The organism is Microvirga sp. HS2 (assembly GCF_055792805.1).
This window is the reverse complement of sequence record NZ_JBVVAJ010000018.1, coordinates 12,309-34,134: the sequence shown is the minus strand read 5'-3', so window position 1 is coordinate 34,134 and position 21,826 is coordinate 12,309. Positions and strand designations below refer to the sequence as shown.

Genomic DNA, 21,826 nt, shown 5'->3' with positions numbered 1-21,826 from the left:
AAAAATCCGCGACGGGCTTCTCTCTACTGAAATGCAATAACATTGACAAAACAATAGTTATTTAGTTACGTTGACTGATCCCACCAGGAGCAAAATCATGACAACTGTGGCCCTCGCCACCTATCTTGCCCGCCCGTCTGCCTTCAATGACGCGGAGGATATTATCATTCAGGGCTCTGCGGACGAATTCCGCGTTCTTTCGCCTGCTCAAATCACTCAAATGGGCCTGCACAACGTCGACCAGATCGATGTGGATGCGGGTGCCGGTGTTCTCAGCCTCTCGGTCGCACAGGCTGCTGCTTTTGCTCCCACCAACATCATCTTCACCCCTGGCGACACGATAACCGTGAGCGGTACCAACGCGGACCTGCAAAATCTCACGCCAACGCAGATTCTCAGCCTGGCGGAGAAGGGACTCCTTGCGATCGTCTGTTCCGAGACCGGCCTAACCTTATCGGTCGCGCAGGCCATCGCCCTGGCCTCAACAGGCATCGCATTGAGCGGCACCAATGTCGTCACCATCAGCGGCACCGCGGACGAGCTCAAGGGTCTTGGGGCTGGCACACTCGACGCGCTGTCGGCCAAAGGCGTCGCTTTCCTCGATTCCACCACTGATGAGAACATCTTCAATCTGGCGCGCTTCAACTCTCTTGGGACGATCCGCCTGACGGACGCCGACACGAACCGACTGGAGGCTTCCTCACAGGAGATCGCCGCATTCGGGACCGGCCACTTCGATCAGTTTAGAGCCAAGGGCATTGACGTCATTTTTGCATCCAATGGCGACCTGGTTTTGTCCCTGGCGCAGTTCAATGCCCTGGGAACCCTCGACATCGGGAGCTTCACCGATGTCAAGACCCTGCGGGGGCCGGCGGATACATTACAAAACCTCACGACGGGTCAGATCGGGCAGCTCCACGCGAAGGGCATCAACCGTATCGACGCGAACGAGGGCAGCCTCAGCCTGTCGCTCGATCAGGCTTCGGCCCTGGCTCCAACCAATATCGTGTTCGCAAATGACGATGTGGTAAGCCTGACTGGGTTGAGCGATAACCTGAAAAATCTCACGCCGGTTCAGATCTCCGCGCTGAACAGGAACGGCTTCGATAAGATCGATGCCACGGACAACAAGCTGAACTTGACCGTCGAGCAGGCTGCGGCCCTGGCCGAGACATCCATCACATTCGCAGCGGATGATGCGGTCAAACTGATCGATACGAAGCTCCATTTGGAAAGCCTGACGCCGGATCAGATCGCTGCGCTCAACGCCAAGGGCCTCGATGTCATCGACTGCTCGCCCGAGAACGCCTTCAGCCTCTCGATTGCGCAGGCTGACGCCCTGCTTGCCACGACGATCGCATTGAGCGGCGACGACACGGTGACCCTGGTCGGTAGCGTGTCGTCATCGCTCGGTAACTTTCTCACGGCGGAGACTATTGGGAATCTTGGCACCCTGGGCGTCAAGGTGATCGATGTGGACGAAAACCTCATGGCCATCTCGGTCGATCGAGCGGTCGCCATGATTGAGGCGCACATCGCATTCGCCGATAATGATTCGGTTGCGCTGGTCGATTGGGGAACCACTCTGGATGACCTCTTGCCTGGCCAGATCGCCGCATTGGAGGGCATCGGCATCACAGCAATCGACGCCGTTGACGATGCACTCACCCTCGGTGTCGAACAGGCCGGCGCTCTGGCCGGTACGGGCCTCAGCTTGAGTGCAGGCGACACCATCGTTGTCTCCGACGATGGCGTCAATTTCCAGTTTCTGTCGGCCGCCCAGATCGGCGCGCTCGCAGCCATGGGCGTCGATACCTTCCACTCTGGCAGTCCGGTTAATCCCCTCGCGCTGACCTTGGAACAGTTCAACGCCCTGGGCGGGATCACTCTGTCAGCGGTCAACGGCATCAAGGTCACGGCTTCCGGAGATGCCTTTGCCGCTTTGACCCCCACGCAGTTTGAGGCCTTTGCCGCCAAGGGGGTTAATGTCATTGATGCGGACAACAACGCTCTCGCCCTGAATATGGCGCAGTTCAATGCCCTGGGCACCGTCGGCTTCGCTGACGACGACACGGTGATCTTGCTGGACGCTGCGGATGCGCTGCGCACGCTCGACGAAAACGCGATCCAGCATTTGGCCGACAAGCACGTCACCCGGATCGAATCGACTGGCAATGCCTGGAGCCTGACGGTCGCAGCGGCCAACAAGCTGGCTACGACGCAGATTGCCTTGAGCGACGATGATATGGCGTTTGTGTCCGATACGGCGGATGCGCTGCGCACCCTCACGACGAGTCAGATCACCGCGCTGGGCCAGAAGGGCTTCGACGTGATTGATGTGCTCCCTGATGCGAATGGGGTCAGCACTCTCACCCTCGGTGTTGAACAGGCCGCTACTTTGGCCGGTACGAACATCATCCTGACCGCTGAGGATCGGGTGGTTGTGGCCGATACAGCCAGCGCTCTGGAACTGTTTACAGTCACGCAGATCGATAGGCTGGGCCAGAAGGGCGTCGATGTGATCGATGTGGTCCACAATCCAGCTCCCGGGACCAGTGACACGCTCCACCTCTCCGTCGACCAGGCGCAGGCCCTGGCTGCCACGAATATCGTGCTGATGGCGGGCGATGACGTGGTCGTGGCCGCTTCGGGAGACAGTCTCCACAACCTCAGCGCCGATGAGATCACCCGCTTGGGCCAGAAGGGCGTCAAGGCGCTCGATGCGACGGGCAACAACATCTTCAACCTCTCTGTCGATCAGGCGCGAGCCCTGGCGGATACGCCCATCATCCTGACCGCTGCCGACGAAGTCTCGCTCAATGTGACTTTGGAGGAGCTGCAAACTCTGACGGGAGCTCAAATCTCTGCGCTCCGCGCCAAGGGCGTCGACCATATCAACATCACGAACCCGACGAACGAAACGTTCTACGTAACCGTGGCGCAGCTCGATGCGCTGGCCGGGGTTGATCTGTCGAACATCGGGACCATCGCTCTGCGGGATCGCGGTGCCGTTCTTGGAGGCCTCTCGCCCGATAAGATCGCGCAGCTCGTCGCCCTGGGGGTCGATTCCGTCGATGCCGCCAACGACGTTCTGGTTCTGAGCGCGGCGCAGCTGAGCGCCTTCGGCGCGGTTCCGCTCGCGGTGGAGGATTCGGTGACCCTGCTCGATACGAGCGCGTGGCTCGTTGAGCTGACGGAGGCACAGATCAGGGCTCTGGACATTCAAGGTGTGGACAGGATCAACGTTCTCGACGACGAATGGGAAATGACGATCGCGCAGGCCAAGGCTCTGGCGACGACCGATATGGGGCTTTTTGCAACGGATGACGTGACCTTGAAGGGGACCGCCGCGGAACTGGTGACGCTCTCCGCTACCGACATCACCGTGCTGGGCCGCAAGAACCTCGACATGATCGACGTGAGCGGCAATGCCTTGACCTTGAATGCAGGTCAGGCTGCGGCGCTTGCCGCTACCGCCTCTCTGAAGTTCTCCGCAGGGGACGTGGTGACCGTGTCCGGCGAAGGCGGCGCCCTCGCCGCTCTCACGCCTGTGCAGATCGCCGCCCTAAGTGCCAAGGGCGTGGACGTCCTGGATGCTTCGGACAATCAGCTCACGCTGTCGGTCGCTCAGCTCGATGCTCTTGGCAACCTGGCACTGGCCGCCGGCGATACGGTGACCTTGTCCGGCACGGGGGCTGCTCTTGCTGGCCTCACGGACGTGCAGATCGCAGCTCTGGATGACCAGGGCATCGACGGCATCGATGCGTCCGACAACAGCATCGCTCTCTCCTTGAGCCAATTCAACGCGTTGGGAGCGCTGAACCTGGCCGCGAACGACGTCATCAAGGTTCAGGGAACGCTCTCGGCGGACGTCTTTACCGGCACAGGGAACAACGAGGCCTTCTTCGGCTCCGTTGGCAATGACGTGCTGCGCGGCGGTGGCGGTGACGATACCCTCTATGGTGGCGCTGGCAAGGACGTGCTCACCGGAGGTGCTGGCAAGGATACCTTCGTGTTCGACACGGCACCGAACAAGCTTACGAACCTTGATCAGATCACGGATTTCAACGTCAGGGACGACGGAATCTGGCTCGACAATGCGGCGTTCAGGAAGCTCGGAAGCGCCGGAAGCGCGCTGAATCCGGCCAAGTTGAACAAGGCCTTCTTCACGATCAGTTCCGTGGCCAAGGACAAGAACGATTATCTGGTCTACGACAGCGCGAAAGGCATGCTCTATTATGATGCCGACGGATCGGGAGCGGGCAGGGCGATCGAGATCGCCAAGCTCGCAAAAGGTCTCAAGTTGACTGCTGCGGACTTCTTCGTCGTCTAAGCTCATATCCATGCGAGCCACGGCAGGGGGCCAAAGCCCTGCCGTGGCTCGTCGAGTGACCTGGAAGATCGAACTCAAATGCGACTATGGGGTCTGGGCAGTCAGATGCTCGAATCGAGCACGCCAGGCTTCCAGCCTTGAATAAGGCCTCGTAAAGTATATATCGTTTCGCCGAACGTTAGGATAGGCGAACCGTATCATGACCGCATATACCCATACTGTCGGGAACTTTATAACCACTGGCCAGATCGTGGGGGCGAACGAGTCCTTGCTCGTGACCCGGGACGGCAGAATTTCGACTGTGGCCGATGACGCCATCTTCGCCGCCGACAACACGACCCTTGATATCTTTGGTACGGTCATCAGCGCATCCGGCTTCGGTCTTTATGCCGAAGGATCGTCGAGGATCTGGGTTGGGGCGACCGGATCCGTCTCTGGCACGACAGGTCTCCTGCTCACCGGCACCGGATCGAAAGTCGTCCAGAACGACGGCAGGATTTCCGGCGTCAATATAGGCATTGATGCGGTTGGGGCCCTGACCCTCGTCAACAAAGGGATCATCGAAGGTGGGACCTTCGAAAATGGAACATCGATCAAGGGGTCCAACGTCGCTGACATCGTCATCAATGAAGGAGCTATCCGTGGCGGTGTTGTCGCCCTTCAGGCCGGGAGCGACACCTATTATGGCCGCAATGGGGTTGCCCAAACTCTGATCCTTCTCGGCGATGATAGCGATCGAGCCTATGGTGGGGCAGGAGCTGATTACTTCGGTGGAGAAAGCGGGGACGACCTGCTCGACGGAGGCAGCGGCCAAGACATGGCCTTGTTCCTCGCCAATTTCACGGGAAACCGAACCATCGACTTGAGAATCTCCGGCCCTCAGGACACGGGAGAGGGGACAGATACGCTCATCAGCATCGAGAATGTCATGGTCCTGCACGGAAGCAATCAGCTGATCGGTAACAATGCCGGCAATCTCCTGGCAGGCGGGGAGGGCGCGGACACGCTCATCGGCGGAATCGGCAATGACACTCTGTTCGGCGGCTCAGGCGACGACGTCTTCAATGGCGGCTCGGGTTTCGACGTCGCGACGTTCATCGTGCCCGCACCATTCTCGTTTTTGTTCCCCCCTACGGTGGGTGCCGTGGTGAACCTGGGAAGCCAAGCTGCCCAGAATACCGGCTACGGCAGTGACGCCTTCATCGGCATCGAGGGGCTGATCGGCACGTCCTTGGCCGATAGATTCACTGGGAACAGCGCGGCCAACACCTTGTGGGGCCAGGGCGGCAACGACACGCTCGACGGTGGCACCGGGCGGGACGTAATCAGCGGCGGCCCAGGGAACGACACCTTCGTGTTCCGGGACCGGCCGGGCTCCACGCGCCACGACAAGATCACCGACTACAACAAAACCTATGACAGCTTCCAGCTCGACAACAAGTACATGGCGAAGCTCGGACCAGCGGGCCGCTTGGGCAGTTCCAAGTTCGTCGTGGGCCCGCACGCCAAGGATGCCAACGATCACCTGATCTACGACCGCTCGACGGGCAAGCTCTATTACGATGCGGACGGATCGGGCGGTGGCGCCCAGGTGCTCATTGCTCATTTCACCAACAAGGCCGCGCTCACCTACGCGGAGTTCACCATCATCTGATGAGAGGCGGCAGTTCCAATCGTCGCTTCGCGTCTTCATCGACCGATGGACGACCGTACGGCAGATCAGGCTCCCTCGGATCAGGCCTGGGCATTCTGGGGACAGGTCGATCCTGGGCTTGTCCTGGCATCCATTTGGCCCCAGAACAGCCTCACGTGAACAGGAGAGTGCCCGATGGCAGGCAGTGTGAACAAGGTGATCTTGGTGGGCAATCTGGGGCGTGACCCGGAGGTGCGGCGGCTGAACAACGGCGAGCCGGTGGTGAACCTGCGCCTGGCGACCTCGGAAACCTGGAAGGACAAGGCCACCGGCGAGCGCAAGGAAAAGACCGAGTGGCACTCGGTGGTGATCTTCAACGAGAACCTGGCGCGCGTGGCCGAGCAGTATCTGAAGAAGGGCTCCAAGGTCTATGTCGAGGGCCAGCTCCAGACCCGCAAATGGACCGACCAGTCGGGCCAGGAGAAGTACACCACCGAGGTGGTGCTGCAGCGCTTCCGCGGCGAGCTGACGATCCTGGACGGGCGTTCGGGCGGCGGCGGCGCGTCGGAATATGGCGACGAGGAGCCGGGCCAGATCAGCCGTGGCGGCGATTTCGGCCGCTCCTCCCCCATGGAGCGCCGTCCGGCGCCCGCCTCAGGTGGGGGCGGGGGTGGGGGCGGCGCGCCGCGCTACAACGACCTCGACGACGATATTCCGTTCTAGCGCATCGCGCGAAGGGCGGCCCCGCTTTGTCGCAAAGGACGACGCGCTTTTCCGGAGAGTGGGGCATTGGGTGGATTCCAAGAGGGCATAGCCACTTTCCATGTCCGATGCTTTCGTCGATTGGCCGTGACATCGCCCTGCGAGGGGTCTAAAGAGACGAAAAGGCGGCCTGGAGCCGCCTTTTCCTTTGACCCACGCGAAGCTGCCATGACCTCCCCAGCCCTCGACACCCTCTTCACCTGGATCCGCACCGAGAGCCCGACCCATGACGTCGCCGGCGTGAACCTGATGATGGATCTCGTCGTCGATCAGATGAAGGACGCGCCGGTCGCCATCGAGCGCATCCAGGGCGAGCAGGGCCTCGGCGACGCGCTGATCCTGCGCGCCGGCCCGCAGACGGACGAGCCCGCCATCCTGACCCTCTCGCATCTCGACACCGTGCATCCGGTCGGCACCATCGAGAAGGATCTGCCGCTGCGGATCGAGGGGGACCGGCTCTATGGTCCCGGGGTCTACGACATGAAGGCCAGCGCCTGGTACTGCCTGGAAGCCTTCAAGGAGGTCGCCCGCAAGGGAACGGCCACCCGTCCGCTGGTCTATCTCGTCACGCCGGACGAGGAAATCGGCTCTCCCATGACGCGGCCGATCATCGAGGATTTCGCCCGCCGCTCGGCCTATGCCCTCGTGACGGAGCCGGGGCGGGACGGCGGCAAGGTTGTCACGTCGCGCAAAGGCGTCGGGCGCTTCGACGTGCGTGTTGAGGGCCGCCCGGCCCATGCGGGCTCGCGCCACGCCGACGGTCGCAACGCCGTCTACGAGGCGGCGCGCCAGATCCTCGCGATCGAGGCCATGACCGATTACGCCCGCGGCGTCACGACGACAGTCGGCATGGTGTCCGGCGGAACAGCGGTGAACACGATCCCGCAGCATTGCAGCTTCCCCGTGGACCTGCGGGTCGAAACCGTGGCGGACGGCGAGGCGCTGACGCGGGCGATCCTCGGGCTCAAAGCCCATCATCCTGATTTCAAGATCACGGTCAGCGGCGGCATGAACCGTCCGCCCTACGAGCGCACGGAAGGGACAGCGCGGTTGTTCGACCATGCGAAGTCTCTCGCGGCCGAGATCGGATTCGATCTGGTCTCTGCCCCGCGCGTCGGCGGCGGCTCGGACGGCAATTTCACGGCGGCCCTGGGCGTGCCGACCCTCGACGGCATCGGCATCGATGGCGACGGAGCGCATACCCTGCACGAATATGGCCTGATCTCCTCCATCGCTCCGCGTCGGGAACTCGTGAAGCGCCTGCTGGAGACGCTGCGCTGATCGCGATCAGCGATCTGCGCGACAGGCCGGGATTTGCGGATACGGTCGCGGATCGGGTCTGGCGCGCCTTCTGGAAAGACGAGGGGCACCGGCCCGATCTGCTGACGGGCCTCGTGCGGCAGAGCTTGGGAGCGGGTCCCGTTCCCACCACCCTTGTGGGGCATGACGGCGGGCGGTTCATGGGAACCGTCTCCATCATCGCCTGCGACGAGGAGAAACGCCCCCACTATACACCCTGGATCGCGGCTTTATGGGTCGAGCCTGAGGACCGCCGGCAAGGCATCGGCGCGGCTCTCGTCGATAGGGCGGTGGAATTGTCCTTCGGCATGGGTGCTGCCCGCGTTTATCTTCTCTCGCGCGAACGTCGCCGGGCCTATTATGAGAGGCTGGGCTGGTCGGTTCTCGAGCATGGTGTGCTGGAGCCGGAACTTCATGTCCTGATCAGGAATGCAGGCGAGGGGGCATCTCGATGAGTGCGCGGTCGGAGCCGAATTACCGGCTCAACGTAGGCATAGCGCTGTTCAACACCCGCGGGCAGGTGCTGATGGCCCGGCGTCTCTGGAGTTCGGGTCCCGAAATCATCGTGCCTGGACATGAGTGGCAGATGCCGCAGGGCGGCATCGATGCCGACGAGGATCCGCTGACGGCGGCCTTGCGGGAATTGCAGGAAGAAACGAATGTCACGAACGCGGTCTATCTGGGCGAGACGTCGTCATGGCTGACTTACGACTTTCCGCCCTATGACGGCCCGCCCCATCGCCTCTCGCGCTACCGGGGACAGCAGCAGAAATGGTTTGCCCTGCGCTTCTCAGGCGACGAGAGCGAAATTGACGTGACGCTGACGCATGGCGATGCGGTTCCGGAATTCGCCGAATGGCGCTGGCACGAACTTGCTGCCGTGCCGGCCCTCGTCGTGCCCTTCAAGCGAGCGGTTTACGAGCATGTAGCAGAGGCGTTTGCAGCCTTTGCGCTTGCTCCCGCTGATCGAAACGGTTGAGGCTCGGGGCGGAGCCTCAATCCTCATTCTCCTTGTCCGGCTGCGCGATCTCGGGATGTTTCTGCACCAGCGCATCCCGGTCCTGGGCCAGGGCATCCCAGGTACGCGCCATCTCGAGTAATTGGTCGCGCTGCGGCCCTTCCGGAACCTGCTTGGCCAGCACGCGGCATTCCTCGGCATGTTTGCGGTATTCGGATGCTTTCTTCATGGCTTCTTCTTCGTCTCCTTATGGGAGCCTTGCTTACAACGTCCCAGGACGCAAGAGGGCGACGACGCCGTCGATGATGAACTGCACGGCAAGTCCCGCGAGAATGACGCCGAGCAGCCGGGTCAGGACCACGTTCCCGGTCACGCCGAGCCAGCGGGAGACGCGCTCGGCTGCGGAAAACACGACGAAACAGCTGATAATCCCGAGGGCGATCAGGATGATCAACGACGAGAGATAAATGAGATTTCCGTCGGCCCGTCCGGCCAGGAGGATGACCGCCGTGATGGCTCCGGGGCCGGCCATGAGCGGGATCGCCAGTGGAAACGCCGCGATGTTGCGGATATGGTCCTCCGTGATGGCAACCTCGGCCGTGTGCTGCTTGCGCTCGTTGCGGCGCTCGAACACCATCTCAAACGCGATCCAGAACAGCAGGAGCCCGCCCGAGATGCGGAAGGCTGGGATCCCCACGCCGAGAAGGCGCAGAAGAACCTCGCCACCGAGGCCGAAGAAGGCGAGGATGCAGAAGGCGATCAGGCAGGCCCGCGTGGAGACGCGGCGGCGTTCGTCCGAATTCATGCCCCGGGTCAGTGACACGAAGATGGGGGCCAGAGCGACCGGGTCGAGAGTGACGAGCAGCGTGACAAGGGCGGCGGAGATAAAGTCGAAAAGCATCGGCTGGACCTTCGAGACAGCTTTGCTTTATGGGGTGCCTGAAGGGTTTTGGCGAGAGGGCACGCAACGATGTTCACGATTTTGGACAGGATCAGCTGGCCAGGGCATCCCGACAAGGCCAACGAGGATATCTGCGGGGCCTGTCAGGACTGGGCCTGTGTGATCGACACCTCGATCTTCCCCGGCACCGCCCCGGTCGTCCATCCCAAGAGCGACGCGGCCTGGCTCGCGGCCTTCGCGGATGAGCGCCTCTCGAACCTAGCGCCCCAGGCCGAGGACGGCGCCGCCCTGATCCGCCATGTGATGGAGGAGGCCCGCACGGCCTATCGCGCCGCCGCTCCCGAGGAGCGGCACGAGGACTTCGTCTCCTGGCCGCTCGGCGCGATGACCCTCATCCGTCGCAAGGGGAATGTCTTGGATGCCTGGACCTTCGGCGACACCACGGCCTATGTCCGCCGGCCCGACGGGGCGGTCCTGACCCTGGGCGATGCCCCCGGCCTGCGGGACGCCGAATCCGCCAAGGCGGCCGAGCTGATGCAGGCCTCGCATTCCCGCCCCGACGACATTCTTGCCGAACCCGTCTTCCTTGCCTGGCTCGGCGAGCGCCGCGAGCGGCAGAAGAAAAGCGGCGTTCCGGCGGCCCTTCTGAGCTTCAATCCGGATGCCGCCAACCGTCTGCGGCACGAGAGCGTGCCCTGTGACGACGGCGCCACCATTCTGCTCGCGAGCGACGGCTTCTCGGCTCTGGTCGATCTGTACGGGGCCTTCGACGCCCAGGGCCTGATGGAGGCCGCCATCGCCTCGGGCCTGGAGCCGCTGGCTCGGAAGGCCCGGGAGATCGAGACGACGATGGATCCGGACGGGAAACGCTATCCCCGGTTCAAGCTCAGCGACGACACAACCGCGCTCTTGCTGAGGGTTTAGAGCGCCGCCCCCTTAACCCTCATCAATGGCGCGGCTTCGGAAAGGGGTGGTCATCCGGGTGTTGAATCCTCGTCATGGCCGGGCTTGACCCGACCATCCACGTCTTGCGGAACGCTGTTCTCGGACGGCGCAGGTGTCCGTTTCCGCCCCGAACACGCCTGCGAGACAGGACGATGCAACGGGGTTGCGAATCCCTCGCAGCGACGGGGACGAGGGAAGGCACGGGCCTTCCGCTTAAGCCGCGTCCTCTTGCCTCTGGAAAACACCTCTGAAACCTTGAAAAAGGCGTGGAAAACGGCCATCTAAGGATTTGAATTTCAATTGGATTCGCGAGGCTGCCTCCCGGCTTGACGAAGCGGCATCTTGAGCCGCCTCTCGCGAAAGGGCAGACCGTTTTAAGAAAGACCAACCTTGACCGATCCGAACGATATCCGCTCCGGCGGCCCCGGCGGGGACCAGCCGGCCAGCGACATCAAGCTGATTTCCATCGTCGACGAGATGAAGCGCTCCTACCTCGATTACGCCATGAGCGTGATCGTGAGCCGCGCGCTTCCCGATGCGCGTGACGGCCTCAAGCCCGTGCACCGGCGCATCCTCTACTCGATGCACGAGAATGGTTACACGCCGGACAAGAAATACGTGAAGTCCGCCCGCATCGTCGGTGACGTGATGGGTCAATACCATCCGCACGGCGACCAATCGATCTACGACGCCTTGGTGCGCATGGCGCAGGACTTCGCCATGCGGGTCATGCTCGTGGATGGACAGGGCAATTTCGGCTCCGTCGACGGCGATCCGCCGGCGGCCATGCGCTACACCGAGTCCCGCCTCGCCAAGGCGGCGATGCCGCTGCTCGACGATATCGACAAGGACACGGTCGATTTCTCGCCGAACTACGACGAGTCCAAGGACGAGCCGGTCGTTCTGCCGGCCCGCTACCCGAACCTGCTCGTCAACGGCGCCGGCGGCATCGCGGTCGGCATGGCCACCAATATGCCTCCCCACAACTTGGGCGAGGTCATCGACGGCTGCCTGGCCTATATCGACAACCCCGGCATCTCGGCGGAAGAGCTGATCGAGATCATTCCCGGCCCGGATTTCCCGACGGGGGCCATGATCCTCGGCCGCGCGGGCGTGAAGTCGGCCTATACTACGGGCCGCGGCTCCATCGTCATGCGGGCCAAGTCCGAGGTCGAGGAGATCCGCAAGGACCGCGAGGCGCTGATCTTCACCGAGATCCCGTATCAGGTGAACAAGGCTTCGCTGATCGAGAAGATCGCCGAGCTCGTGCGCGAGAAGAGGATCGAGGGCATCGCCGACCTTCGCGATGAATCCGACCGCGACGGCATGCGCATCGTCGTCGAGATCAAGCGCGATGCCATGGCGGACGTGGTGCTCAACCAGCTCTACCGCTATACGCCGCTCCAGACGAGCTTCGGCGCCAACATGGTGGCGCTCAACGGCGGCCGTCCCGAGCAGATGACGCTCAAGGACCTGATCGGCGCCTTCGTCGATTTTCGCGAGGAGGTCGTCTCCCGCCGCACCAAGTTCCTGCTCAACAAGGCCCGCGAGCGCGCCCACGTGTTGTGCGGTCTCGCCATTGCGGTCGCCAACATCGACGAGGTGATCCGCCTCATCCGCACGGCGCCCGACCCGAACACCGCCCGCGAGGCTCTCATGGCCCGTGACTGGCCGGCTCACGACATCGCGCCGCTGATCGCGCTCGTCGACGATCCGCGCCACAAGATCAACGACGACGGCACCTATCGTCTCTCGGAGACGCAGGCCCGCGCGATCCTCGACCTGCGCCTGCAGCGCCTGACCGCTCTGGGCCGCGACGAGATCGGCGACGAGCTGTCCAAGCTCGCAGCCGAGATCTCGGATTACCTCGAGATCCTGCGGTCCCGCGCCCGCATCATGGGCATCATCAAGGACGAGCTCGCCGAGATCAAAGAGGCCTACGCCACCCCGCGCAAGACGCGGATCGTGGACTGGGACTCCGACGTGGACGACGAGGACCTCATCGCCCGCGAGGACATGGTGGTGACCGTCTCTCACGCCGGCTACATCAAGCGCGTGCCGCTCTCGACCTACCGGGCGCAGCGCCGCGGCGGCAAGGGCCGCTCCGCCATGACGACGAGGGACGAGGATTTCGTCACCCGGCTCTTCGTGGCGAACACCCATACGCCTGTGATCTTCTTCTCGTCCGAGGGGCAGGCCTACAAGGAGAAGGTGTGGCGCCTGCCGCTCGCCGCTCCGAACGCCAAGGGCAAGGCGCTGGTGAACATGCTGCCGCTCAGCCAGGGCGAGCGCATCAACGCCATCATGCCGCTGCCGGAGGACGAGGCGTCCTGGGATAAGCTGGACGTGATGTTCGCGACCTCGCGCGGAACGGTCCGCCGCAACAAGCTATCGGACTTCGTGCAGGTCAATCGCGGCGGCAAGATCGCCATGAAGCTGGACGAAGGCGAGTCCATCGTCGACGTGCAGATCTGCTCGGAGCATGACGACGTGCTGCTCACCACGGCCAAGGGCCAGTGCATCCGCTTCCCGGTGACGGATGTGCGCGTGTTCAAGGGCCGCGACTCCATGGGCGTGCGCGGCATCAACCTCGCCGAAGGCGACAAGATCATCTCCATGGCGATCCTGCGTCACGTGGAGGCGACGGGAGAAGAGCGCGCCGCCTACCTCAAGATGCGCCGAGCCGTCATGGGCGAGCAGTCGAACGGCGAGGCCGACGCGGCGGGTGCGGACGATGCGGAGGAGACCGAGAACGGCAACGTCTCCCTCTCGCAGGAGCGCTATGCGGAGATGAGCGCGCAGGAGCAGTGCATTCTGACAATCTCCGAAAAGGGCTACGGCAAGCGTACGCTGTCCTACGAGTACCGCATCACCGGACGCGGCGGCAAAGGCATCACGGCCATGGCGGTCAACAACCGCAACGGCCTGCTGGTGGCTTCCTTCCCCGTGGAGAACGCCGACCAGATCATGCTCGTCACCGATGGCGGCCAGCTGATCCGTGTGCCGGTGGACGGCATCCGTGTCGTCGGCCGCAACTCGCAGGGCGTCACGATCTTCTCTACGCGCGACAAGGAACGCGTGGTCTCGGTGGAGCACATCGAGGGTGAGGAAGGCGAAGACGGCGAGGACGCTGACGAGGCTGGAGCCGAGGGCGATACTGCGGGCGGCGAGGAATAAGACCTCAAGGCTCGATTAGCCGATACTTCAAAAGAAGGGCGCCTATAGGCGCCCTTTTTGTTGCGTCACTTGCCCAAGAGGCGCGTGTATTCCGTGATGAAGCGATCGGCTGTCCGGTCCGAGTTCTCGCTCACCGACGTTGTGAAGCGGATCTTCACAAAGTTTTTCCCACGCACGGTGACGAACACGTAGGAATGACGTGTCTTCCCCTTCTGCGTGATCGTCAGGTGCGCCTTTACAAAGGAAACTGTTTCGGCCTTCGCGATGACCTTGGCGTCCTCGTATGCGCCGGCCGACACGGCATAGGCAATGTCGCTGAGCGCCATCCGTAACTGTTCCTTGATCTCCGCTGCCTGTGTTGCCGCTGTCAGATCCTTTCCAAGATCGTAGACGTAGATGTCGGCCCAGGCTTCGCCCTGCTTCGCATAGCCTACGCTAAAACCAAGGTCCGGACTGCCGTAATCGGCCTTCTCCATGCGGGAGAGGCCAGCGATCTGCTTCGGGAAGGGATAGCCCTCGATCTGCGTGATTTGCTCCGGAATCCGGCTTTCGGTCGGACCGGCGCAGGCATTCGAGACGACGGCCAGTGTAAGAACGAGGCCGAGCGAAAGGCTCCACGAGCCCAGAACGCGCAAGAAACGAGACATGACAACTCCCACAATCCCCATCTAAATATTATAACGTATTGGGAATGGAAAGCCCTATGTGGCCGGGCAGGGAGTAGGGCAGCCGACGCCGAAAAGGCGGCAACCGCGATCAGAAAAGATGCAGTCCCTGGATGGCCGCCGGGCTCAGGACGGCGGCTGCAAGAAGAACGACGATGCCAAGACGAAAGGCCATGGAATGCCCCCTGAAATGGTTAACAAAGAGTTACCTAGGGCGAGCCGGTGCCTCGTCCAGCCTAGGTTGCATAGGGCTGACGTCTTAAATCGGCGCGTGAATCTCACGCCGGGGCCATTCTTGTCTAAGGAACTGGTTTCGAATGGGTTTTGCCGCTCGCTGCATTCATCAGATCGCCGGTACGTAGCCCGAAGCTATGGCGGCGGGCGCGAGGACGAGAAATGCCGTTACGAGAGTGACGACGAGCCGAACGATCATGGGAGCCTCCCTGCTGTGCGCTTCCTTGTGGCAGAGCCGGGCTGGGATCGCCGTGCGTTGGCACACGGCTTGCGGACGTCGAATTATCCCGCTACGCCTTGAGCCATGACACGCATCGCCCTCTATACCGGCAGCTTCGACCCGGTCACCAACGGCCATCTGGATGTCCTGCGCCAGGCCTGCAGCGTGGCGGACAGAATAGTCGTGGCCATCGGCGTTCATTCCTCGAAGGCTCCGATTTTCACGGCCGAGGAGCGGGCCGGGATGCTGCGGGCGGTCTGCGGACCCGTGTTGCAGGCGGCTGGCGTGGAGCTGGAGGTCGTGACCTTCGACGATCTCGCCGTGGAGGCGGCCCGTCGCCACGGAGCCAGCCTCATCGTTCGTGGCCTGCGGGACGGCACGGATTTCGACTACGAGATTCAAATGGCGTCCATGAACGCGTCCATGGCACCCGAGGTCCAGACGATCTTCTTTCCCGCCTCGCCGCCGGTTCGCCCGATTACTGCCACGCTTGTCCGGCAGATCGCAGCTATGGGCGGCGACGTTTCGGCCTTCGTGCCAGGGCTTGTCGCGGAACGGCTCAAGGCCAAATTCACGCGGCCATAACGTTTTTCGACCCTCAGAGGAGAACCCCATCCATGAAGCGTTTGCTCGTAGCCGGTGTGCTCGTGCTGGCCGGCCTTGTCCCGGCCGCGGCCCAGCCGGCCAGTGACCCGCAGAACACCGTTTACCTGGACACCAAGGATGGTCGGATCACCATCCGCTTGCGCCCGGACCTGGCCCCCAAGCATGTCGAGCAGATCAAGGCGCTCACGAAACAGGGCTTCTACAACGGCGTCCCGTTCCATCGGGTGATCGAGGGCTTCATGGCTCAGACGGGCGATCCCACCGGCACCGGCACCGGAAAGTCCAACCTGCCGGATATCCCGGCCGAGTTCAGCCAGACCCAGTACAAGCGCGGCTCCGTTGGCATGGCCCGCTCGCAGAACCCCAATTCCGCCAACAGCCAGTTCTTCATCTGCTATGAGGGCTGCGGCCCGCTGACGGGCCAATACACGCTCTTCGGAGAGGTCGTGTCCGGCATGGACGTGGCCGACAAGATCAAGAAAGGGAACCCGGCCGCGAACGGCATGGTTTCCAATCCCGACAAGATCGTGAAGATGCAGCTCGCCGCCGACGCGAAGTGAGCGAATGTGCCCTGACCTGCCATCCGGAGCGCGATGGATGTCCGTCTCGCTCATCCTCGCGATGGCCTCCGCTTCGGCGGCGGCCGCGCGGGACGGCTGGCATGGCCATGGTCTTTATCACCATAGGGACGGTTACTGGTACCGGCCCTATGAGGAGCTTCCGACGTTGCCGGAGGGCATCATAGGAAGCGTCAGGCCGAAGCCCGATGGAGCACCCATCGGGCGCATCAACACCATGCAGGACGTCTTCAGGGCCTTGCAGGCCTGCTGGCGACCGCCTCGGGGAAGCGGCTATTCCGGCCAGGAAATCACGTTACGCCTCAGCTTCAAGCGCAACGGCGAGGTCCTGGGCAAGCCGCTGATCACCTATTACAAGCCCGGAACCGAAGGAGAGCAGCGCGAGCCTTTCACCCGCTCCGTTCGCGAAGCCTTCGAGCGCTGCACGCCCTTCCCCTTCACGGAAAGCTTTGGAGCGGCCATCGCAGGACGCATCTTTGCCTTCCGTTTCATCGACGCCCGACCTATGTGAACGGGCAGGAATAGAGTTTTGCCGACCAAACCGCTTCAGGAGAGACCGATGGCAGATCCGGAAAACACCCTCATCATGGAAACCACGAAAGGCCGCGTGGTTATCGAGCTGCGCCCCGATCTGGCCCCCGGTCACGTGGAGCGCATCAAGACCTTGGCGCGCCAGGGCTTCTATGACGGCATCGCCTTTCACCGGGTGATCGACGGCTTCATGGCCCAGACCGGCTGCCCCCAGGGCACCGGCACCGGCGGTTCGGATCTCCCGGACCTGAAGGCCGAGTTCAACGCCGAGCCGCATGTGCGTGGCACCTGCTCCATGGCGCGCACCAACTACCCGCACTCCGCCAACTCGCAGTTCTTCATCTGCTTCGACGATGCCCGCTTCCTCGACAAGCAGTACACCGTCTGGGGCAAGGTGACGGAAGGCATGGAGAACGTGGACAAGATCAAGCGCGGCGAGCCCGTGCGCGATCCGGACCGCATCATCTCGATGAAGGTCGCGGCGGACGCTGCTTAAAAGCCCCTGGGGTTTCACTCCGTCATGCCCGGGCTCGTCCCGGGCATCCATGTCTTCCATCCCCGGAAGGCGCGGATGGCCGGGTCAGGTCCGGCCACGACGCTTTGAGATAGATCCATGCGTGTCGATCTCTTCGACTTCGACCTTCCCGAGCAGAACATCGCGCTCCGCCCCGTGGAGCCGCGCGATTCCGCGCGCATGCTCGTCGTCAGGCCCGGAAGCGGCTTCGAGGACCGGATCGTGCGCGATCTGCCGGATTTGCTGCAGCCGGGAGACGTGCTGGTCCTCAACGACACGAAGGTCATTCCCTCGCGGCTCTACGGCCTGCGCGTCCGCGAAGAAACCGCCGCGCGCGTCGAGATCATGCTGCACAAGCGGGAAGGGGCGGATTGCTGGCGCGCCTTCGCGCGCCCGGCAAAGAAGCTCCATATCGGCGACCGCATCCGCTTCGGCGAGGAATCCGAGAGCACGGCCTGCGAGCTGGTGCGCCTCGATGCGGAGGTGATCGAGAAAGGCGAGGGGGGAGACGTGGCGCTCCGCTTCTCATTCTCGGGCCCCTTCCTCGACGAGGCGATCGCCCGTCTCGGCGAGCTGCCGCTGCCGCCCTACATCGCGGGGAAGCGCGCGACGGACGAGAAGGACAGGACCGATTACCAGACGGTTTATGCCCGGGACGAAGGCGCGGTCGCGGCCCCCACGGCGGGCCTGCACTTCACGGACGAGCTCTTCCGGCGCCTCGACGAGCGCGGGGTCTCCCGTCGGTTCGTGACCCTGCATGTGGGCGCGGGAACCTTTTTGCCCGTCAAGGCCGACGATACCAACGAACACCGCATGCATGCCGAATGGGGCACGGTCAGCGCTGAAACCGCACAGGCGCTCAACGAGGCCCGGGCCCGGGGCGGGCGGATCGTGGCGGTCGGCACCACCTCGCTGCGTCTGCTGGAGAGCGCCGCCCGAGAGGACGGCACCATCGCCCCCTTTTCCGGCGACACGTCGATCTTCATCACGCCCGGATACCGCTTCAAGGCCGTGGACGTGCTGATGACCAATTTCCATCTGCCGCGCTCGACCCTGTTCATGCTGGTTTCGGCCTTCGCGGGACTGGATTGCATGCGCGCGGCCTATGCCCATGCCATCACGACGGGCTATCGCTTCTACTCCTACGGCGATGCGAGTTTGCTCTTCCGGCGTTGATGCGCCATTTCTGCTCTTCGCGCCCGCACGGGCTTGAGCCGATCCCACGAGGACCGAATGACCACCGAGAATTTCACCTTCACCATCTCGAAGACGGATGGAGCCGCGCGGACTGGCGAGATCCGGATGCCCCGCGGCGTCATCCGGACGCCTGCCTTCATGCCGGTGGGCACGGCGGCCACCGTGAAGGCGATGTATCCCGATCAGGTGAAGGCTCTCGGGGCGGATGTGGTGCTCGGCAACACCTATCATCTGATGCTCCGCCCCAGGGCGGAGCGCGTCGCCCGTCTCGGCGGGCTGCACCAGTTCATGAACTGGCCGTATCCGATTCTCACGGATTCCGGCGGTTTCCAGGTCATGTCGCTGTCGGCTCTGCGTAAGGTCGACGAGACCGGCGTGACCTTTCAATCCCATATCGACGGCTCGAAGCACTTCATGTCGCCGGAGCGCTCCATCGAGATTCAGGGGCTTCTCGGATCCGACATCCAGATGCAGCTCGACGAATGCGTGCGTCTGCCGTGCTCGGACGAAGAGGCGGAGCGGGCCATGCGGCTGTCCCTGCGATGGGCGGAGCGCTGTCGCATCGCCTTCGGCGAGCAGCCCGGCAAGGCCATGTTCGGAATCGTTCAGGGCGGTGCAGTGGAGCGGCTTCGCATCGAGAGCGCGCGGGAACTCGCCGCCATGGACCTGAAGGGCTACGCCATCGGCGGGCTCGCCGTGGGCGAGCCGCAAGAGGTGATGCTGCGCATGATCGAAACGGTCGAGCCGCACATGCCACGGGAAAAGCCGCGCTACCTCATGGGCGTGGGCACTCCGGACGACATCATCGAGGCAGTGCGCCGCGGGGTGGACATGTTCGATTGCGTCATGCCCACCCGCGCCGGACGCCACGGCCAGGTCTTCACCAAGCACGGCCGTATGAATCTGCGCAACGCGCGCTTCGCCGAAGACACGCGTCCGCTTGACGAGAGCTCGAAATGCACGGCCTCGAATACCTATAGCCGGGCCTATCTCCACCATCTCGTCCGATCGAACGAGATCCTGGGCATGATGCTGCTGACCTGGAACAACCTTGCCTATTACCAGGAGTTGATGGCCGGTCTGCGCAAGGCCATCGCGGAGGGCCGTCTCGAAGACCATATCGGCGAGATCAAGGAAGGCTGGGTGAGGGGCGAGCGCGACGGCAAGGCCGAGATCGGCCAGCACGCCGACAACATCGCCATGCCGGCGGAGGGGTAGAAGGGCCGGGATCCCTTCCAGTGGTGGAAAACCCGAGGGCTGTGCGACCCGAATTGACGATTTCGACGTCGGACCGGGGCTTTTCGATTGACCCACCGCCCAAGAGCCCCTATTTCGGGCTCACCTCTGGGAGCGCGTAGCTCAGCCGGTAGAGCATCTGACTTTTAATCAGAGGGTCCTGGGTTCGAGTCCCAGCGCGCTCACCACTTAATTCCCAGAGAGTTAGCAACGGTAATTAAGGTTTCTTATGAAGCCTTGTTACCGGGCTTGTTTACCGGCACCTGTTCTAGGCCTGTTCCTGGCCTTTCCTCCGCTTCGCAAGGCGCAGCTCTGCCACCCATGCAGATTGCACGACAGCGCGCCGAGCAGGATGCGCAGCCGAAATGTCGAGCTGCTGCGAATTCCCGGCCGATGACCTCAGGTGGCAAGTCTGATGGCCCGAGGGGAACGCGAGCTAGGGCGTTCCACTCGCGTGGAAACAGCTCTTCGCTCTGTTGTGTTGCAGTTTTTCGGCGAACCGGGCCCACCTCGCCGAAAAATGCTCGAGCCCGATGTCCGCGCAATCGGGGAGGATCAGAGAGATACTCCTCTGCTCGGCAGGCGCTGACAGGCCCACATGGCAGCCTGAGTGCGATTAGCGGCCCCGATTTTGCGCAGGATGGCTTTGACGTGAATCTTGATGGTGGCTTCGCTGATCTCCAGCTGGCGAGCGATGACCTTGTTAGGTTCGCCTTTCGTCAAGCACCCGAGGATTTCCGTCTCCCGTGCCGACAGCTTGTAAGTCTCTAAATCAGAGAGATTCGAGTTCATATGCTGGGGCGAATGCATTTGCCTCTGCGACGTCGCATCCGAGAGCGTGTGCAGAACCGCGGAGGGCAGGACATTTTCGCCAAGCATAACCAGTTCAAATGATTTGGTCAGAACCTCCGGAGCAGCGTCTGCAAGACAGAAGCCATGTACGCCTGCGGCATGCCCATGCTGCACCACATTGAGGTCGAATTGATCCGCCAGAGCCACGATCCGGGCCTCCGGGAGCTGCTCTTTCACATGCTTGACGACATCGATCAGGCGACTGACGTTCTGCTTGTGCTCGATGATCACCAAGTCGGGCCGTAGCGCTTCCGGAGGAAGGGATCCTGAGACAGAAGCGGCCTCGGTAAGAGCGAACGAAGTTCCCTGGAGGATATGCTGCAGCCCTGAACGCAGAAGGCGGCTGTCGCAGATAAGCGTTGTTGGAATCTTTGGATTAAGGCCGCTGGGTGGGAGGTCAGTATCCGACGAGTGCTTGGCAATAAGCGGCAGCGTTGGCGCGGTCATCTGTGCCCCTAACAATTTTAAGATCAAGAAATGGTAATCAGGAAGAGTGCGATCCGTCTGTCGGGAACCAGACCATGTCCAATTGGCCGATAGTCTAAAGAGATAATAGTCACTCTATTGCGTTGTATAAACTTAACAATACTGGCTGAGTTTCGGTTACAGCAGCGTCGAATCTGCCACCCATAAACAAATCCAACGCTCGTGTATGCTCTCTACCGTGATGGCACCAAGCCCTGCATCCTGGAGGGCGACGCAGGTGATGATCGTAGTGCCTTGTCCGCGCTCGGCTGTAATGTCCATGAATGGCCAAGTCGCTGTTCGATGATCTGCTGCTTCGGAAGCCGTGGGCATCACATTTGCCCCCTTCATCGATGTTGGCAGCTGTGTCCTGAAGATTTCGCGACTGTGGGTTGGTGCTGCGAAGGCGCGGAGCCGAGCCAAGTCGCGGTGAGGGTTGTGAAGCCGGAGATCGTCGCGCGAGAACGTCCGATAAGCGCATGCGAAGGAAGGAGAGCCGCAGGCCGAGCCCGAGGCTTGTCATTCATCCATGCTGCCATCTTGGCTACGGCCATCAGAACGCAATGCTCGCAGGAGCGCCACGATTGAGATCGACAGACTTGCCCCGAATGGTGCTCCAAGAAACGCCACGAGCGGTCCATATGCCCACCAGAGGATCAGGACCGTGATCAACGCGCTGATGAGCCCCACAATAGTGTAAGCCACGACCATCAGAGCCTT

19 protein-coding genes and 1 tRNA gene are annotated in these 21,826 nt (G+C 62.4%); 15 read left to right on the top strand and 5 right to left on the bottom strand.

Translation table 11 applies throughout. The features are described from left to right. Positions 1 to 97 precede the first annotated feature (97 nt). The 6 genes from ACS5Q0_RS16085 (at position 98) to ACS5Q0_RS16060 (ending at position 9,006) form a co-directional block, all read left to right on the top strand. On the top strand, positions 98 to 4,333 hold the full coding sequence (locus tag ACS5Q0_RS16085) for a hypothetical protein (protein ID WP_473127662.1): 4,236 nt from the start codon (positions 98 to 100) through the stop codon (positions 4,331 to 4,333). 199 nt (positions 4,334 to 4,532) lie between these two features. Continuing rightward, entirely contained in the window at positions 4,533 to 5,987 is a 1,455-nt protein-coding gene (locus ACS5Q0_RS16080; RefSeq protein WP_473127661.1) for a hypothetical protein, read from the top strand. A 174-nt stretch (positions 5,988 to 6,161) separates the two neighbouring features. Beyond that, positions 6,162 to 6,689: a single-stranded DNA-binding protein gene (locus ACS5Q0_RS16075; protein ID WP_473127660.1), complete on the top strand. Its 528-nt coding sequence runs from the start codon at positions 6,162 to 6,164 to the stop codon at positions 6,687 to 6,689. Positions 6,690 to 6,896: 207 nt separating this feature from the next. After that, positions 6,897 to 8,009 carry a M20 family metallopeptidase gene (locus ACS5Q0_RS16070; protein ID WP_473127659.1) on the top strand — a complete coding sequence of 371 codons (1,113 nt, stop codon included), beginning with the start codon at positions 6,897 to 6,899 and terminating at the stop codon, positions 8,007 to 8,009. Between the two features lie 113 nt (positions 8,010 to 8,122). Continuing rightward, positions 8,123 to 8,482, top strand: a complete 360-nt coding sequence (locus ACS5Q0_RS16065; RefSeq protein ID WP_473127658.1) for a GNAT family N-acetyltransferase — start codon at positions 8,123 to 8,125, stop codon at positions 8,480 to 8,482. Further along, complete coding sequence (locus ACS5Q0_RS16060) at positions 8,479 to 9,006, top strand: RNA pyrophosphohydrolase (protein WP_473127657.1); 528 nt, start codon at positions 8,479 to 8,481, stop codon at positions 9,004 to 9,006. The genes ACS5Q0_RS16065 and ACS5Q0_RS16060 overlap by 4 nt, the downstream gene beginning before the upstream one ends. Positions 9,007 to 9,022: 16 nt before the next feature. On the opposite strand, the gene ACS5Q0_RS16055 is transcribed toward ACS5Q0_RS16060, so the two are convergent. Together ACS5Q0_RS16055 and ACS5Q0_RS16050 are read right to left on the bottom strand one after the other, a co-directional pair. Then, positions 9,023 to 9,214: a hypothetical protein gene (locus ACS5Q0_RS16055; protein ID WP_473127656.1), complete on the bottom strand. Its 192-nt coding sequence runs from the start codon at positions 9,212 to 9,214 to the stop codon at positions 9,023 to 9,025. A gap of 33 nt (positions 9,215 to 9,247) precedes the next feature. Then, positions 9,248 to 9,886, bottom strand: a complete 639-nt coding sequence (locus tag ACS5Q0_RS16050; protein ID WP_473127655.1) for a MarC family protein — start codon at positions 9,884 to 9,886, stop codon at positions 9,248 to 9,250. Between the two features lie 69 nt (positions 9,887 to 9,955). On the opposite strand from ACS5Q0_RS16050, the gene ACS5Q0_RS16045 reads away from it, so the two are divergent. Both ACS5Q0_RS16045 and gyrA read left to right on the top strand, forming a co-directional pair. Further along, positions 9,956 to 10,810: a hypothetical protein gene (locus ACS5Q0_RS16045; RefSeq protein ID WP_473127654.1), complete on the top strand. Its 855-nt coding sequence runs from the start codon at positions 9,956 to 9,958 to the stop codon at positions 10,808 to 10,810. A 498-nt stretch (positions 10,811 to 11,308) separates the two neighbouring features. Then, positions 11,309 to 14,008, top strand: coding sequence for a DNA gyrase subunit A (gene gyrA / locus ACS5Q0_RS16040; protein ID WP_473127722.1), 2,700 nt, complete (start codon positions 11,309 to 11,311; stop codon positions 14,006 to 14,008). 65 nt (positions 14,009 to 14,073) lie between these two features. Here gyrA and ACS5Q0_RS16035 read toward each other — a convergent pair whose 3' ends face one another. Then, positions 14,074 to 14,655: a hypothetical protein gene (locus ACS5Q0_RS16035; protein ID WP_473127653.1), complete on the bottom strand. Its 582-nt coding sequence runs from the start codon at positions 14,653 to 14,655 to the stop codon at positions 14,074 to 14,076. 556 nt (positions 14,656 to 15,211) lie between these two features. Between ACS5Q0_RS16035 and coaD the strand changes: the two genes are divergently transcribed. The 7 genes from coaD to ACS5Q0_RS16000 all read left to right on the top strand — a co-directional run bounded on the left by coaD (position 15,212) and on the right by ACS5Q0_RS16000 (position 19,977). After that, positions 15,212 to 15,712, top strand: coding sequence for a pantetheine-phosphate adenylyltransferase (gene coaD, locus ACS5Q0_RS16030; protein WP_473127652.1), 501 nt, complete (start codon positions 15,212 to 15,214; stop codon positions 15,710 to 15,712). Positions 15,713 to 15,744: 32 nt separating this feature from the next. Next, complete coding sequence (locus ACS5Q0_RS16025; RefSeq protein WP_473127651.1) at positions 15,745 to 16,293, top strand: peptidylprolyl isomerase; 549 nt, start codon at positions 15,745 to 15,747, stop codon at positions 16,291 to 16,293. 37 nt (positions 16,294 to 16,330) lie between these two features. Then, positions 16,331 to 16,822 carry a hypothetical protein gene (locus ACS5Q0_RS16020; RefSeq protein ID WP_473127650.1) on the top strand — a complete coding sequence of 164 codons (492 nt, stop codon included), beginning with the start codon at positions 16,331 to 16,333 and terminating at the stop codon, positions 16,820 to 16,822. 48 nt (positions 16,823 to 16,870) lie between these two features. After that, positions 16,871 to 17,338: a peptidylprolyl isomerase gene (locus tag ACS5Q0_RS16015; RefSeq protein ID WP_473127649.1), complete on the top strand. Its 468-nt coding sequence runs from the start codon at positions 16,871 to 16,873 to the stop codon at positions 17,336 to 17,338. A 117-nt stretch (positions 17,339 to 17,455) separates the two neighbouring features. Then, positions 17,456 to 18,532: a tRNA preQ1(34) S-adenosylmethionine ribosyltransferase-isomerase QueA gene (queA, locus tag ACS5Q0_RS16010; RefSeq protein ID WP_473127648.1), complete on the top strand. Its 1,077-nt coding sequence runs from the start codon at positions 17,456 to 17,458 to the stop codon at positions 18,530 to 18,532. A gap of 57 nt (positions 18,533 to 18,589) precedes the next feature. Further along, complete coding sequence (tgt, locus tag ACS5Q0_RS16005) at positions 18,590 to 19,771, top strand: tRNA guanosine(34) transglycosylase Tgt (RefSeq protein WP_473127647.1); 1,182 nt, start codon at positions 18,590 to 18,592, stop codon at positions 19,769 to 19,771. Positions 19,772 to 19,901: 130 nt separating this feature from the next. Then, positions 19,902 to 19,977 (top strand) — tRNA-Lys (locus tag ACS5Q0_RS16000). Positions 19,978 to 20,344: 367 nt separating this feature from the next. Here ACS5Q0_RS16000 and ACS5Q0_RS15995 read toward each other — a convergent pair. Together ACS5Q0_RS15995 and ACS5Q0_RS15990 are read right to left on the bottom strand one after the other, a co-directional pair. After that, positions 20,345 to 21,088 carry a LuxR C-terminal-related transcriptional regulator gene (locus ACS5Q0_RS15995; protein WP_473127646.1) on the bottom strand — a complete coding sequence of 248 codons (744 nt, stop codon included), beginning with the start codon at positions 21,086 to 21,088 and terminating at the stop codon, positions 20,345 to 20,347. 537 nt (positions 21,089 to 21,625) lie between these two features. After that, on the bottom strand, positions 21,626 to 21,817 hold the full coding sequence (locus ACS5Q0_RS15990; protein ID WP_473127645.1) for a hypothetical protein: 192 nt from the start codon (positions 21,815 to 21,817) through the stop codon (positions 21,626 to 21,628). Positions 21,818 to 21,826 lie beyond the last annotated feature (9 nt).